Consider the following 15,244-nt stretch of genomic DNA (forward strand, 5'->3'; position numbering starts at 1 on the left):
TGCTTTCGAACTAATGGCTTAACCGTTTTCCAGAGCGTTTGGCCAAGTTGATGAGGATGGCTTAAAAATCGAGTAACATCATCATGGCTAAGCTGGTCATCCATCAGGCGGGCCATGTTGGTAGCTGAAGTTTGGCCGAATGAACTGAGCAGATAGTCTGTATATAAATCAAGGTTCGTTTGCATTACCAAAGATAATTTGTCCACTTAACCACTTTGCGTAACTTCAGTATAGTAACATGAACCAACTTATGCGGTAAGATTACTTATACCACTTTTTCAGCGATGTCGGATTTTACTAACCAGGTTGTTTTTATTACCGGTGCCGGATCAGGCATTGGTAGGGCAACGGCACTTGTTTTCGCCAGAGCGGGCGCGTCTGTCGTTGTGTCAGATGTCAACCAAAGCAGTGGACCGAACGTCGTTTCACAAATCCACCAACTGGGCGGCCACGCCTTATTTGTTGCCTGTGATGTGGCCGTCCCTACTCAGATTGAGGCAGCCATTCGGCACGCAATTGACGTATATGGAAAGTTGGATATCGGCATCAACAATGCGGGTATAGGTGGTAAGTATGGTCGTTTTACTGAACAGACTCAATCGGACTTTGACCAGATTATGGCCGTCAATGTTGGGGGCGTATTTTATGGGATGCAGTTCCAAATTCAACAGATGCTGACTCAACCTGAGGGGGGGCGAATTGTGAATGTGTCGAGCATTGCGGGGGTGCGCGGCATGCCGATGGGCGCACCGTATAGTGCTTCGAAACATGCGGTGATTGGTCTGACCAAAACGGCAGCGCTGGAATATGCCCGGCAACGCATTCGTGTCAACGCAGTTTGTCCCGTTTATACGCATTCTGCCATGGTCGACGAGTTGATTCAGCAGGCACCAGCTATGGAAGAGAAGATGCGCCGGATGATTCCGATGGGTCGGTTTGGACAACCGGAGGAGATTGCTCAGGCCATTCTGTGGCTTTGCTCCGACGAGAACGCGTTCGTTACCGGGCAGGCTATCCAGCTAGACGGGGGCCTGACGGCGGGTTAGGCCTGTGGCGGTGTAGAAAAATCAGTCAGCCATTCCTCTTCCTTTGCCCGCATCTGCGTAGACTCCTCAGCACTTTTGTCTCCGTAGCCGCAAAGGTGCAGTAATCCATGCGCCAGGACCCGACGCATTTCCTGTTCGGGCAATACTCCCAGCTGACCCGCGTTATCGTTCACTCGGTCTACACTGATAAAAATATCACCGGCCAGTATACCTTCTTCTTCGCTCTGATCGAAGGTAATAATGTCGGTATAGTAGTCGTGCTCAAGATAGTCCTTATTGACTTGCAGGATATAGTCGTCGGAACAGAAAATATAGTTTAGTTCACCAACTGCATAACCTTCTCCTTCGGCCTGCCGTTTAAGCCACTGACGCGTTGGCTGCTTCTGAGCAAGCTTATAGGGTACGTCCTCATTGAAAAACCGAATCATTAGCTCATTAATTTACTCCAAAGATACGCCATGAAAGCTATTCTGCTCGCCGAAACCCACCAACCCGTTCAGTATGTTGATACAGATGAACCCACTATCGGGCCGGGCGAAGTACTCATAAAACTCCAGGCAGCCGCCCTGAATCACCGCGACGTCTTCGTTCAGAAAGGCTTGTATCCCGGCATCAAGCTACCGGTAATTCCGGGCTCCGACGGAGCTGGTATGGTAATAGAAACAGGCGAAGGGGTCGATTCATCCTGGAAAGGACAATCCGTTATTATCAATCCAGCGTTGAACTGGGGACCTAATCCTAAATTTTACGGCGCTGATTTTCAAATTCTGGGTATGCCTACGAATGGGACATTTGCGGAGTATTTGCGGATTCCTACCGACTCCATTCACCACAAGCCGAACCATCTTTCCGTAGAGCAGGCAGCCGCACTGCCACTAGCAGGCCTGACGGCGTGGCGAGCCCTGATGACACGGGCCGGGCTGTACAGAAGCAGTGATAGTAGTGCTATTTCTGAAAAAGTACTCATTACCGGTATTGGCGGGGGGGCCGCTCTGTTTACTTTGCAATTTGCGGTAGCTGCCGGAGCAGAGGTATGGGTAACCTCCGGCTCGGATGATAAAATTGAAAAAGCAACAGAAATGGGAGCCGCCGGTGGAGTCAATTATCGACAGGCCGATTGGCACAAGGCACTTCTGGCTCAGACAGGAACGGGAAACACAACGGGTGGAAACCGGGGTTACTTCGATGTCATTATAGACAGTGCGGGTGGGCCAGGATTTGCCAGACTGATTGATGTGGCTGCTCCCGGTGGACGGATTGCTTTCTTTGGCAGTACTACGGGTAACATAACAGATATTATACCGTCCAAGGTATTTTTCAAGCAGCTATCTATTTTTGGGAGTACGATGGGGACACTGGGTGAGTTCACCGCTATGCTCTCGTTTGTATCTGACCATCAACTTGTTCCTGTGATTGACAGGGTTGTGCCCCTTTCCGATACCGAACAAGCCATGCAGAAGATGGACGCAGGCAGTCAGTTTGGGAAAATTGTTCTATCTATTTAGGTTTGATACCGTTTTCATTAAACCATAAACAAAAAACATACAAAATAACCGATAATTTAATAATTTCTACTGCTCCGGTATAGTTATCCACAAGTAAAGTGTGGATAACTATACACTTATACACATTACACAAATTAAAGACACTGAAAATGGGTGTTCATATTCCTGATTTAGAAGTTGTTATGGTTAACGCTTTGCCGCTTAAATTTTAAATCAAGTAGCTTCTTACCTTTGTCTCTATGGTTATAATGAAGCATCCGGTTGGCCAAATCTTATCAGAACGGTTAGCAGTTCACCAGCAAAATGGTCTTTTACGCCATTTAACATTGGCCAATCAAAAAGTTGATTTCTGCTCAAATGATTATCTGGGATTTGCCCGTTCATCTGCCCTTAAACTACTTATTCATCAGGCTCACGCCGAACAGGCAGAGCCCCATAACGGAGCGACGGGTTCACGACTATTGGCGGGTCAGACATTGTTGGCCCAGGAGTTGGAAGAGGAACTAGCCCGATTTTACCAGACCGAATCCGCCCTTATCTTCAATTCGGGATACGATGCAAATCTTGGTCTGCTGGCTTGCCTGCCGAAGGATGGCGACACATTGCTGACGGACGAATTGATTCACGCCAGCATGATTGACGGGGCACGCCTTAGTTATGCAACCCGCCACCGTTTTCGGCATAATGACTTAGAAGATGTTGAAGCCAAACTTAAAACGGCCCGTGAATCATTGAAAAAAGGGCAGGTGTTTGTTGCGGTTGAGTCCGTTTATTCCATGGACGGCGACATGGCCCCGCTGCAGGAACTAGTCGATCTCTGCGAACAGTACGGCGCGGCTCTTTTAGTGGATGAAGCCCACGCAACAGGGCTTTATGGGCCAAATGGCGAAGGCCTGGTTGTTGCCATGGGGTTGCAGGATCGGGTGTTAGCCAGAGTGCATACGTTTGGGAAAGCGTTAGGCATTCACGGGGCGGCTGTTGTTGGGCCTGCTGTGTTACAAAATTATCTTATCAATTTCGCCCGGACTTTTATTTACACGACGGCCTTGCCAGCCCATAGTCTGCTGGCCATTCAATGCGCTCATCAACACAGGAAGAGCCATGCCGATACGCAGGTTCGACTTCAGAAACAACTTACCTATTTTCAACAGCGTATCAACCATTCGTTACCTAACACGACCTGGACAAATAGTCAGTCCCCGATTCAGTGCTTAATACTGCCCGGCAACGATTTCGCCCGGCAGGTGGCTCATCAGGCCCAACAGGTTGGGCTGGATGTACGGGCCATTTTAAGTCCAACGGTTCCAGCCGGGCAGGAACGATTACGGTTATGCATTCATGCGTTCAATACGATGGAGGAGATAGACCGTCTGGTCGAAATTTTACAGGCAACGCTAGCCGGTGAAACAATCGAACAGGATTAATAAGGAAGCAGCAAACAGGCATTCGCGCTTTTCTTCATCCATCCAAAAAGAGTCAGCCAGCTATGTATTGAATACATAGCTGGCTGACTCTTTTTGCAAAAACCGCTTTTAGGGTATTACTTCTTGTACATCACGGTTTCTACCGCCTGTAATGTTCGCTTTACGTTAGGCAAAATAACTTCAATTAAGGTTGGAGCATAAGGCAGGGGCAAATCCATGCTGTTGACCCGAACTACCGGCGAATCCAGATAATCGAACGCATTACGCTGAATATTATATGTCAGCTCCGACGAAATAGCGGCCAATGGCCAGGCTTCCTCAACAATTACGCACCGGTTCGTTTTCTTCACCGAGTTAATAATCGTTGCGTAGTCAATCGGGCGAACGGAGCGCAGGTCGATTACTTCGGCCGATACATTATTTTTGGCTAACTCATCGGCAGCAGCGAGGGCCACTTTCATGATTTTACCGAACGAAACAATCGTTACGTCATTGCCTTCCCGAACAACGTTTGCCTTGCCAATCGGAATCAGGTACTCCTCCTCCGGAACCTGGCCTTTATCGCCGTACATCAACTCCGACTCCATGAAAATTACGGGGTCATTGTCGCGGATACACGACTTAAGTAAGCCTTTAGCATCGTATGGGTTCGAGGGTACAACCACTTTTAGGCCCGATGTATTGGCAAACCAGTTCTCGAAGTTTTGTGAGTGCTGCGAGGACAGCATCCCGGCATTACCCGTTGGCCCCCGGAATACGATTGGACAAGAGTATTGCCCGCCCGACATCGACATAATTTTAGCCGCCGAATTAATCACCTGGTCGATAGCGACAAGGGAAAAGTTAAACGTCATAAACTCAATGATTGGCCGCAGTCCGTTAATGGCCGAACCAACACCAATACCAGCAAAACCCAGTTCGGCAATGGGGGTATCAATAACCCGCTCCGGCCCAAATTCGTCCAGCATTCCCTGGCTAACCTTATAAGCACCGTTGTATTCGGCAACTTCTTCGCCCATTAGATAGACGAGTGGGTCCCGGCGCATTTCTTCCGTCATTGCCTCCCGCAGGGCTTCGCGGAACTGTATTTCTCTCATGCTGAATGCGTTGTTTGCGTTTTGTTACATATCCGGCCAATTCGCAAGCCGGGATAATAGGGCAGAAAACCGGTCAAAATTAGGCAAAATGCCCTGATTCATCAAATGAGTGTTGCAGGGCTTTCAGTATTCGACAGAAGTTACGTTCAGAATGAGCGTTCAGCGCACTACGGCCAATTTTCCCTGCAACCCTTCCGTACCATCGGCGGTGATAACAACAACCAGATAAATGCCGGTTTGGGCCTGTCGTCCTTTATAGTCAATCAGGTTCCAGGTAGCCGTTCCTCCCTGCGACCGGGTTTCGTACACTAATTGCCCACCTGCATCAAGAATTTTGACCGTCGCGTTTTCCGTCAGTCCCCTGATTCCAACGGTTCCGCTAAAATCAGGCCGAACCGGATTGGGGAAAATTGTGATGTTGGTCAGTGCTTCGGCGGGTTCGGTGGCAGTTCCCTGATAAGAAATCAATCCATAGGCACGGGTATCCGTTCCGGTTTGAATGAATAGTTTCCCACTGACAGGCTCAATCGCCAGTGCCTGAACGGTGTTGACGGGTAAGGGACTGTTCTGCGCTGTAAACGTTTCCAGCAATTGCGACCCGTCCGGCGCAACGAGATAAAGACCGTTTCGGGTACCAAGCCATTTTCGGTTTCCACCATCTACAGCCATAGCCGTAATGACCTCGTTAGGTAGCAACCTGCGCCCGTTCAACCGGGGCGGCTGGGCATCAATCGTACCATCGAACGCACCATATGGATTATCGAATACCGTCGGGCCTGCATCTGTCCCTACCCAGATAGCCCCGTTTCGGTCTTTCGCTAAGGTACGAACGCTATTTGTGGGTAAACCGCCTTGCCCGGTTTGTGTTGACAGGTAGCGCACCCGATTGGTTGACGGGTCAAACACAATCATGCCATTGCCTAGAGGGAGCCTTAGCCATAAAAAACCATTATCATCAGGAACAATCTGTAAAATGTCGACCCGCCCAATTGCAGGAAATGATTTGAACTGACCATCAGCCTGCCGACGATGCAGCGAAGCCTGCTGAAGGTTCGTTTGACCAGTAATTAGCCACAAATTACCAACGTTATCCGCAGCCAGACCCATAATTAATGGCCTTATGGTGGCTGGTACAGTAACTATCTCAGGTGCTTGACCTTCATTTTGACTCCACAACCCGCTCTCAAAACTACCCAGATAAAGACGTTGCTCTGTGGGCAGATAAGCTGCTGAATTGAAGCTTACGGTCGCTAGACTATACCGATTCCACCGCCCGGTGGGTACGGAAAATGACTCAAAAAAGCCCGATGTGTTATCGTATTGACGGAATGACAACGGAACAAGCGTTTTCGGGTAAGCATACAAACCGGTGAAGGAATCACGGGAAGGGCCTTCGGGAACAATACGCTGGAATACCCCGGCATTACCCAACAACAACCCATTTTGACCATCGGCAACACACACCATGCCGCCATCAGCCACCACCTCACGGGGGTTAGCCAGTAAAGGCCCGGAGTACGACCCACTACCCGGCAGGGTGATGACTTTATCGGTGGCCAGGATTGATCCATTAGCAGCCGGGAATTGGCGGATCAGCGTGTTTGAGAGTGGTTTCGTTAGTACCCACTGGCCGTTTTGTTGTTCATAAACTCCGGTACCCGGTACCGTTATCGACAGCCGCCCCTGATTTGTACCGATTGATTCAACCGAAGTAGCCGTACGCGAACCCGGTTTAGTTATCGGTTTCCAGTTAGCAGGGTCAGCAATGTTCACGTTGGGAGCAAACCGTATTGCCTGAAGTTGTGATACGTAATCGGACGGCTGTAGAGCCCCCGTAAGTGCATACAGGCTATCCGCCGTTATTGTTGTCTGAAGCACAAATAGTGGCAAACCATCACGCCTTCTACCGAGGTAAGTATCCCGTACTTCGTTCTTTATAATGTCCAGTACCACTATACCAAATGAAGTACTGAGGTACACATTGGTACCGATTCGGTTCAGGTGATTGATGCCCCGCAAATCGGGCAGGTTCGACGCCGAAACAATAGTGTTTATGTTGGTCACCCCGTTTGGTTCACCCGTTTCCGTAACCGCCAGAAAATCCAGATTGCCATTCTGGTAAGCAATCAGTATTTTCTTCTGGTCGGCGAGATACAGGATTCGGTTGATACCCACATCACTCAGCCCATCTGCTTTGCCAAGCGTTGTGGTTTCGCCCGTGTTTTTGTCGTAGTAGAAAAACCCATTTTGAGTAGCGGCATAAATCTTCGTGCCCACTACAGCTACCGACTGGCCGGACTGGTAGCTGGCGTGCGTTTGCCAGATGCCAATTTGAGAAAATGCAGTATAATGAATACTGATTAACAGGCCGACAAGCAGGAATAGTGTATTATTCCTGTATTGATTGACGGTGTCGCGTTGATTATGATTCATCATTCATCATCCGTAACATTCTCGTACACCCATTCTTTCCGGCCTGCATTCTCACCGAGGTTAAAACAGCGTCGGCAGCGGGCTTCGTAGCTTTCCGTTTCACCCAGCAAAACCCGTTCTTTAGACGGTACAAGCCGGTATGAGTACTGAGCCAAATCGCCACAGACGATGCATATGGCATGAACTTTGGTTACATATTCGGCAACGCTCATCAGTTGGGGTATGCATCCGAAGGGGTTCCCGGCGAAATCCATATCCAGCCCTGCTACAATAACCCGTTTGCCCTGATTGGCCAGATTGATACAAACATTGACAATGTCGGTATCAAAAAACTGGGCTTCATCAATACCTACCACATCGCAATCGCCCGCCAGTGGCAGAATCTGGCTCGCTGTTTGTACAGGTGTCGATGGAATAGTCAGGTCGGAGTGAGAAACAATATTTTCGTGGTGGTAGCGGGTGTCCAGAGCGGGTTTAAAAATCTGGATATTGAGTTTGGCAATCCGGGCACGGGTGAGTCGGCGAATCAGTTCTTCCGTTTTGCCGGAGAACATTGATCCGCAAATCACTTCGATCCAGCCCGTTCGGAGATGAGTTGGTTCGCGCCGTCGTGTAGGTTCGATAAACATTACGTAGTTGCGTCTTTTTAAAACCCATTTAATAGGTTATCTGTACCGCTTATTGCCCGGTTAGTGGGCATCCTCACTTTTTTGAACTTTATTTAATACCCAAAATGAGTTTGCGACCGAAAACTTTATCTTTACAAAACAAAGGCTTTTCCTAATGTCGAACAAGTTTAACGCCAACGCTCTCACCGAATACAGCAAGTCCTACGCCCGTCGGATTGCGGCTGATTTTTATCAGCAGCACACAGCCATAAATGGGCAGCAGCTTATGGCGCTTACCCCTATTAGTCAGATTAATTTTCTAATTATCAACCATCTATCAGATAAGTGGCAGGTAGATACGGCTAAATTCCGTAGTCCTTATTTCGATTTTACGGCCGCCGAAGTACAGGAATCGTTACAAAGCTTTATGAATGTAGTGTCGCAATACATTTCTGTTCGGCGCGAACATCTGGAACCACTGCTGGCTGATGCCACCCGCCGTACCATTACCTTAATATTTGACCCACGTGCTTATTTTGACGATGTACTTCGTAGCCAGCCTGATTTTACCGTAACGATCGAAGCACTCCGCCAAATAACGCGGTACACAAAAATAAATCAGTTTATCCCGACTCATATTACGCAACGTACCAATGGGAAACCGTTCGTTTACGTGAATCAGGCGCTTATTTATCTGGATGAAGCACTTACGCAGAAAGGCCATGAATTAGAACACTACGACAAGTACGTTGCGCTGTTTTCGGAGAAATTACCGATGGATGTGTCGGCTCTGTTGCGAAGTCATGTACCCGACAATATTCCAGCACCTCCGGCACGTTCCTTTTTCGATGCTGCTGTCGAAACCGCTGTTCCACCCGCTCCACTGGTAGTGGAATCGACAACCGCAGCCGCCACTCATGCTGTAGCCTCTAAAGCTGATTTGACTCCTGCTGCTCCGGTCGAAGAAACCGCCAGCGTTACGGGCGCGAAATTTTTGGACGGTCACTCCGGGCCGGAGCCAGTCGCTCCTACAAGCCAGCCGTCGCAGTTAAAGACCGGTGCCATCTCGCAGCCGGTTGTAGAGGAAACATCACGGCCTGTTGCCGTGGGTGATAACCCCCCCGCGCTGAATGACACGCTACGGGAAACTACTACCGGAGACTCCAATACAGTTGCCGAAAAATTCCACCAGGCACCCATTGAGAGTGTTGCCCGGAGCATTTCACTGAATCAAAAATTCCGGTTTATCAATCAGCTTTTCAACGGCAATTCAAGCGCTTATAATCAAGCTGTTGAAGAAATTGACACCCTGGATAACTATGGGCAGGCACTCGACCTGGTTTCTTATCGCTATGCCTCTCAGTATCTATGGGATATGAGTAGTGATGAAGTCAGTGAATTAGTCGAAATCTTGAAACGCCGGTTTTCTTAACTCCCACTTTCGACGCTTTTTTTATCGTTGTTGTGGTATCCTTTTGGAAGTGATTCCGTCCAATAGCCGCTTACCAGTAGCAGCATAGTCAACTGCTTCCGGTAAGCGGCTATTTTATCTAAACAGAAAAGGTCTTGCGAACGGTTTACCTGCTCACTGTAGCTGGCTTCTTTATCTCGTTTGCGGCTCAGTCACAAACGAATACGGCGTTGCGTCGGGATGCCGATATTAGCAAGTATTTGCAAGACCTGTTTCCCGTACAAACGGAGGGCATTGATTATCAGGCCGTTTATGATGCACTGACCCAGCTCTACGCCAGTCCGCTTGACCTGAACACGGCAAGCCGGGAAGAACTGGAAGCTACCTACCTTCTCACCGAACGTCAGCTAAGCAATTTGGCGAGCTACCGTACAGAATTGGGTGATTTACTATCTGTCTACGAATTACAGGCAGTACCTGGTTTTGATTTACCCACTATCCGGCGGTTGCTCCCTTTTGTAACGGTTGCCGGCACGCCGGGTTTGTTTGGTGTTTTACCAACTCCGACGGATAATTACCTGATTGTACGCTATGAGCGGGTAGCTGAAATCCAGAAGGGATTTACGGAAGCCACGCCCGACAAAAAGGGTACCCTGCCAACGCGCTACCTCGGCGACGCCGGGCAGTGGTACGCCCGCTATCGCTACAGCCGTCCACGCGCTTTCAGCATCGGGCTAACGATGGAAAAAGACCCCGGCGAGCAGCTAAACTGGAACCCTTCGTCCAACCGGTACGGAGCGGATTATATTTCCTTTCACGCCCAGGTTCAAAACCGGGGTCGCTGGCGGAACATTCTGGTCGGGGATTATCAACTGCAAATCGGGCAGGGATTGGTTCTGTCGGCGGGGTTCGTACTGGGCAAAAGTGCCGAAACGGTACAGACCGTTCGTCGCCCTACCCTGGGTGCCCGGCCCTACACATCACTGACCGAATACGGTTATTTTAGGGGTGCCACAGCAACGTATGCCCTGCACAAGACGCTGGACATTACGCTCATGGCATCCAGAAACCGTCGCGATGCGAATATTGTAGCGGACAGTTTGGGTAATGGGACTATCTTCAGTTCACTGCAAACCTCCGGTCTTCACCGAACAAAATCAGAAATTAATGACCAAGGGAGTTTACTCGAAACAAATCTGGGCGCTCATGTCCTCTATCATAACCGCAATCAGCTTCAGCTTGGCTTCACGGTACTACAAACAACCTTCAGCAACTATTTTCAGAAGCGGAATTTAGCCTACAATCAGTACGATTTCACGGGAAAGCAAAATCTTGTTGCGGGTCTACATGGCAGCTACATCTGGCACAACTGGAATCTGTTTGGCGAAGTGGCCCGTAGTAGTGGCTCCGTTACTAATTCGGGCGGTATTGGTGCGGTAGTGGGTGCCTTAGCCAGTCTGACCAAAAAAGTAGATGTAGCTCTTCTTCTTCGCCATTACGACCGAAATTTTCATAGTTTTTACGGGAACGCCTTCAGTGAAGGAACCCGGAACAGCAACGAGTCGGGAGCTTATCTGGGCGTGAAATACACCGTTTACCGGAAAGTGACGGTCGGCGGGTTTATTGACTTCTACACGTTTCCGTGGTTAAAATACCTGGTTGATAAACCATCCGGCGGGTTCGATTATTTGTTACAGGGCCGTTACACCCCCAACCGCCAAACGGCCTTTTATGCAGTCTATCACGAAGAACACAAACAGAAAAACCTGACCCTTGGCAAAGTTAAAGATGTGGTTGGCACCACGCGTCGCAGCTACGCCTTGAACGCCGAGTACAGATTAGCCCCCGGCCTTTCCCTGCGTTCGCGGGTGCAGTGGGGCAGTTTTACGTATGCCGGCCAATCAGCTTCTCAGGGATTAGCGCTGGTGCAGGATGCCACATTCGATTACCGGCGACTGAGTTTGAGCGGGCGGATTGCGCTGTTTGGCACGGATGATTATGATAGCAGGCAGTACGTCTACGAGCGGGACGTGCTGTATGCCTTCTCGTTTCCGGCGTATTTCAATCACGGTGTTCGCCATTATTTACTGGCACAATACAGACTAACCCAGCAGTTGGATATATGGGTACGCTGGGCCAGAACTGATCTGACCAATCAAACCACCGTTGGCTCCAGTTTGGACCTAATTGATGCCCCGCACAAAACGGAAGTGAAAGTTCAGGCACGCTGGCGTTTTTAGTCGTCTACTTTTCCATTTCCCGGATGAGTTTATTGGCATTGATAAACTCATTCAACTCATCTACACTGGAATGAGTCAGCGAAGCACTGTCACCCTCCCAGAGTTTTTTACCCTTGTAGAGGAACATGATCTTCTCGCCAATCTCCATCATCGAGTTCATATCGTGGGTAATTACAACGGTAGTAATCTGAAACTCCTCGGTAATTTCGGCAATCAGCTCATCAATTTTGGCCGATGTCAACGGGTCAAGTCCGGAGTTTGGCTCATCGCAGAATAAATATTTAGGATTCAATACGATGGCCCGGGCTATTCCGACGCGCTTTTTCATCCCACCACTGATTTCAGAGGGCATGGAATCCCTGGCCTTTTCCAACCCAACGCGTTTCAGACATTCAATTGCCCGGTCCATTTTCTCGTTTTCCGGCTGGTCGGTGAGCATATCGAGTGGAAATCGAACATTGTCCAGTACCGACTTTGAATCGAATAGAGCCGATCCCTGAAACAGCACCCCCATTTCGCGCCGGATAGCCTTCTGATCATTCAGAGAGCTGGTCAGGAAATTTCGACCGTCGTACATTACCTCGCCAGAGTCCGGTTTGACCAGGCCAATCATACACTTCAGCAAAACACTTTTCCCCGTACCGCTACCACCAATAATCAGGCTCGTTTCGCCGGGTTGAAATTTGCCTTCTATACCCACCAGAATTTGACGGTCATCGAAGGCTTTTGATATGTTTTTAATCGTAATCATTTATCAATGAGTAGTTGAGTGAATGAGCGACTGAGTAAATAATTGTCAGTACCAACCCGCTTTGACGTATTATTCACTCAACCACTCATTCATTTAGTCACAATTAGGTTAGTAACATTTGCGTCAGAACGAAGTCAGCGGCTACGATAGCAATACAGCTATTGGTTACCGCTGCTGTTGAAGCAGCACCAACTTCCAGCGCTCCACCCCGAACCCGGTAGCCCTGATAAGCCGAAATCGTTGAGACCAGAAAAGCAAACACAACCGTTTTAATCAGCGCAAACGCAACGCCAAACGGCTTGTACTCGAATCGCAGGCCCGATACATATTCTTCCGGCGTAATTACCCCTGCCAGCGTACCTGCAATGTACCCGCCCAGAATGGCCAGAAAGCCAGCCATAATTACCAGTAAGGGAAACATAAGAACAGACGCTATCACTTTAGGTAGGATAAGATAGGAACTGGAATTAATTCCCATCACTTCAAGCGCATCGACCTGCTCGGTAATGCGCATAGTACCTAGTTCACTGGCAATGTTGGAACCTACTTTTCCCGCCAGAACGATGCATGACAACGTCGGTGCCAACTCCAGAATGGAGCTATCCCGTACGATGAGCGCAATGATATTTTTGGGCACGAAGGGATTCGTCAGGTTGTACGCCGTCTGTACGCAGGTAACGGCTCCGATAAACGTATTGACCAGGGCGACGATGAAAATAGAACCGACACCAATGGAGGTGCATTCGTCCAGGATGAGTTTCAAGTAAACCCCGAACTTCTCCCGATTACGGAAGAGTGTACCCAAAAAAATAAAGTAATTGCCTAATCTTGACATAAACTGAGTAGCGAAACGATCAGACTATCTCCGACGCACAGCGGATGACAGTCCTTCGGAAGAACCCCCGGAAAGATAGAATGGTTTCTGATGTAACTTGCGCTTTAGGAAGAAGACAGACCGTTTAAATTAGTACAACTACAGACTATCAATTTAATGAATCCACTAATTATTGTAACGGGCGGCACTAAAGGTATCGGGCGCGCCATAGTAGATAGGTTCGTTACCGCCGGGTTTGACGCTGTTGTCTGCGCCCGCTCCGTTGAAGATGTACCCGTGCAGGATACACTATTTCCCGTGGCGGCCGACCTCTCTACCCGTGCGGGTGTTGATGTGCTGCTCAACTATATTCATTCCCTAAAACGACCAGTCGATGTACTCGTCAATAATACGGGTGTCTTTTTGCCTGGCCAGATTCAAAATGAAGCGGAAGGCACGTTCGATGTAGTGATGAATACCAATTTGGGTAGTGCCTATCATTTGACGCGCGGCCTGCTCAATGGCATGATTACCCGTCGGCAGGGTCATATATTCATGATGTGTTCAACGGCGAGTATCACTCCTTACACCAATGGCGGCTCTTACTGTATCTCCAAATTTGCTTTGTTAGGCATGAGTCGTGTACTGCGCGAGGAGCTAAAACCCCATGATGTGAAAGTGACAGCCGTTTTGCCGGGTGCTACGCTTACAGCCAGCTGGGAAGGGACTGACTTGCCGGAAGAACGGTTTCTGAAACCTGTTGATGTAGCCGATAGTGTGTGGGGTGCCTATTCGCTTTCCCGCAGTGCCGTAGTGGAAGAAATCCTTATTCGCCCCCAGCTAGGCGACCTTTAAGTGCATTTACTCATACTCAGTTGGCAACTGATAACAATTCACTACGGACTCTTTTGTATCTTGCGCCCGGCTTTATTATTCCTAAGCGCTGGTACAATTTCATTATTAAACTGACTATAACTACGAATGGCTTCCGTTGAGTATCTGGGTATTGACGTTGGAGGCACGAACGTCAAAATGGGTATTGTCGATGCCAATACTGGCAAAATATCTAACTTTTATAGTCACGACACGATTAGTTGGCGTGAGTCGGGCCACTTTATTGAGCGCTTTGGCGATGCAGTGTCCTTACAGCTATTGAGTCATAAAGATATAAAGCAGGTTGGCATTGGGCTTCCTGGCATGCTCAATCGCGAACGAACGATTCCGCTAGAGATTACGGCTATTCCAGAAATCAATGATATCCCAATGGTCGACTTACTGAGTAAACGTTTCCCGGGTACTCAATTTTTTCTGGCCAACGATGCGAATGCGGCTGCTTTGGGTGAGTATTACTTTGCCGAAGAGAAAATTACGGAAAACTACATCTTCATTACTCTCGGAACGGGGATAGGTGGAGCTGCCATTATCAATAAAAAGATTTTTACGGGGGGCGATGGCAATGCCATGGAACCCGGTCATATCCCATCGCGCAACGGCCGGGTGCTGGAGCGTAATATTGGTAAGGTTGAACTACTTCAACTAGCCAACGAACGCCGGGAAAATTTTAAGAATGAAACAATGTTGCCTGATGATGGGCATATATCAACAACAGGCCTGGTAGCGGCTGCTGCCGAGGGGGATGAGCTAGCTTTGCAAATATGGGGCGAGGTGGGCGAAATGCTGGGCGAAGGGTTGGCAGCCCTTATTAAAATACTGGATATCAAGCAGGTGTTAATTGGTGGTGGATTATCGGCTTCCTTCGACTACATTATGCCTTCGGTTCACAAAACCCTCGATTACTGGCTCAATGATTATTACAAAAATGGCCTGAGCATTAAACGGGCTACTCTTGGGAATGATGCTGGTTTGCTTGGCGCAGCTTCGCTCTGTTTTGAGTAAAGCGGAAAGTGGCAGGTAG

13 protein-coding genes and 1 pseudogene are annotated in these 15,244 nt (G+C 48.9%); 7 read left to right on the forward strand and 7 right to left on the reverse strand.

All coding sequences use genetic code 11. The features are described 5' to 3' along the window. Positions 1 to 185, reverse strand: a pseudogene (locus B157_RS0128625) (IS701 family transposase); the annotation flags it as partial. A gap of 99 nt (positions 186 to 284) precedes the next feature. On the opposite strand from B157_RS0128625, the gene B157_RS0128630 reads away from it, so the two are divergent. After that, positions 285 to 1,046 carry an SDR family NAD(P)-dependent oxidoreductase gene (locus B157_RS0128630; RefSeq protein ID WP_020606745.1) on the forward strand — a complete coding sequence of 254 codons (762 nt, stop codon included), beginning with the start codon at positions 285 to 287 and terminating at the stop codon, positions 1,044 to 1,046. Here B157_RS0128630 and ybeY read toward each other — a convergent pair. Further along, a complete protein-coding gene (gene ybeY / locus B157_RS0128635; protein ID WP_020606746.1) occupies positions 1,043 to 1,474 on the reverse strand; it encodes an rRNA maturation RNase YbeY in 432 nt (143 codons plus the stop codon). The genes B157_RS0128630 and ybeY overlap by 4 nt on opposite strands. Positions 1,475 to 1,504: 30 nt before the next feature. Here ybeY and B157_RS0128640 point away from each other — a divergent pair, with 30 nt between their 5' ends. Together B157_RS0128640 and B157_RS36190 are read left to right on the forward strand one after the other, a co-directional pair. After that, on the forward strand, positions 1,505 to 2,551 hold the full coding sequence (locus tag B157_RS0128640; RefSeq protein ID WP_020606747.1) for a zinc-binding dehydrogenase: 1,047 nt from the start codon (positions 1,505 to 1,507) through the stop codon (positions 2,549 to 2,551). Between the two features lie 248 nt (positions 2,552 to 2,799). Further along, entirely contained in the window at positions 2,800 to 3,975 is a 1,176-nt protein-coding gene (locus B157_RS36190; RefSeq protein ID WP_020606748.1) for an aminotransferase class I/II-fold pyridoxal phosphate-dependent enzyme, read from the forward strand. Between the two features lie 116 nt (positions 3,976 to 4,091). Here B157_RS36190 and B157_RS0128650 read toward each other — a convergent pair whose 3' ends face one another. The 3 genes from B157_RS0128650 to B157_RS0128660 all read right to left on the reverse strand — a co-directional run bounded on the left by B157_RS0128650 (position 4,092) and on the right by B157_RS0128660 (position 8,134). Next, positions 4,092 to 5,072, reverse strand: a complete 981-nt coding sequence (locus B157_RS0128650) for a pyruvate dehydrogenase complex E1 component subunit beta (RefSeq protein WP_020606749.1) — start codon at positions 5,070 to 5,072, stop codon at positions 4,092 to 4,094. A 159-nt stretch (positions 5,073 to 5,231) separates the two neighbouring features. Continuing rightward, a complete protein-coding gene (porZ, locus tag B157_RS0128655) occupies positions 5,232 to 7,508 on the reverse strand; it encodes a type IX secretion system anionic LPS delivery protein PorZ (RefSeq protein WP_245565317.1) in 2,277 nt (758 codons plus the stop codon). Beyond that, a complete protein-coding gene (locus tag B157_RS0128660; protein ID WP_020606751.1) occupies positions 7,505 to 8,134 on the reverse strand; it encodes a thymidine kinase in 630 nt (209 codons plus the stop codon). Before B157_RS0128660 ends, porZ begins: the two co-directional genes overlap by 4 nt. A gap of 154 nt (positions 8,135 to 8,288) precedes the next feature. Between B157_RS0128660 and B157_RS0128665 the strand changes: the two genes are divergently transcribed. Both B157_RS0128665 and B157_RS0128670 read left to right on the forward strand, forming a co-directional pair. Beyond that, the gene (locus tag B157_RS0128665; protein ID WP_020606752.1) at positions 8,289 to 9,545 is read left to right on the forward strand and encodes a hypothetical protein; all 1,257 of its coding nucleotides are present in this window, start codon (positions 8,289 to 8,291) and stop codon (positions 9,543 to 9,545) included. 134 nt (positions 9,546 to 9,679) lie between these two features. Then, positions 9,680 to 11,764 (forward strand): ComEA family DNA-binding protein, encoded by a 2,085-nt coding sequence (locus B157_RS0128670; RefSeq protein WP_020606753.1) that lies wholly within the window; start codon positions 9,680 to 9,682, stop codon positions 11,762 to 11,764. A gap of 4 nt (positions 11,765 to 11,768) precedes the next feature. On the opposite strand, the gene B157_RS0128675 is transcribed toward B157_RS0128670, so the two are convergent. Both B157_RS0128675 and B157_RS0128680 read right to left on the reverse strand, forming a co-directional pair. After that, entirely contained in the window at positions 11,769 to 12,515 is a 747-nt protein-coding gene (locus tag B157_RS0128675; RefSeq protein ID WP_020606754.1) for an ABC transporter ATP-binding protein, read from the reverse strand. A gap of 103 nt (positions 12,516 to 12,618) precedes the next feature. After that, positions 12,619 to 13,350: an MlaE family ABC transporter permease gene (locus B157_RS0128680; RefSeq protein ID WP_020606755.1), complete on the reverse strand. Its 732-nt coding sequence runs from the start codon at positions 13,348 to 13,350 to the stop codon at positions 12,619 to 12,621. Positions 13,351 to 13,506: 156 nt separating this feature from the next. Here B157_RS0128680 and B157_RS0128685 point away from each other — a divergent pair, with 156 nt between their 5' ends. Further along, positions 13,507 to 14,184 carry an SDR family oxidoreductase gene (locus B157_RS0128685; RefSeq protein WP_020606756.1) on the forward strand — a complete coding sequence of 226 codons (678 nt, stop codon included), beginning with the start codon at positions 13,507 to 13,509 and terminating at the stop codon, positions 14,182 to 14,184. A 126-nt stretch (positions 14,185 to 14,310) separates the two neighbouring features. Next, complete coding sequence (locus tag B157_RS0128690; RefSeq protein WP_020606757.1) at positions 14,311 to 15,225, forward strand: ROK family protein; 915 nt, start codon at positions 14,311 to 14,313, stop codon at positions 15,223 to 15,225. Positions 15,226 to 15,244: the final 19 nt, after the last annotated feature.

Origin of the sequence: Spirosoma spitsbergense DSM 19989 (assembly GCF_000374085.1) — a bacterium.
GTDB lineage: Bacteria > Bacteroidota > Bacteroidia > Cytophagales > Spirosomataceae > Spirosoma > Spirosoma spitsbergense.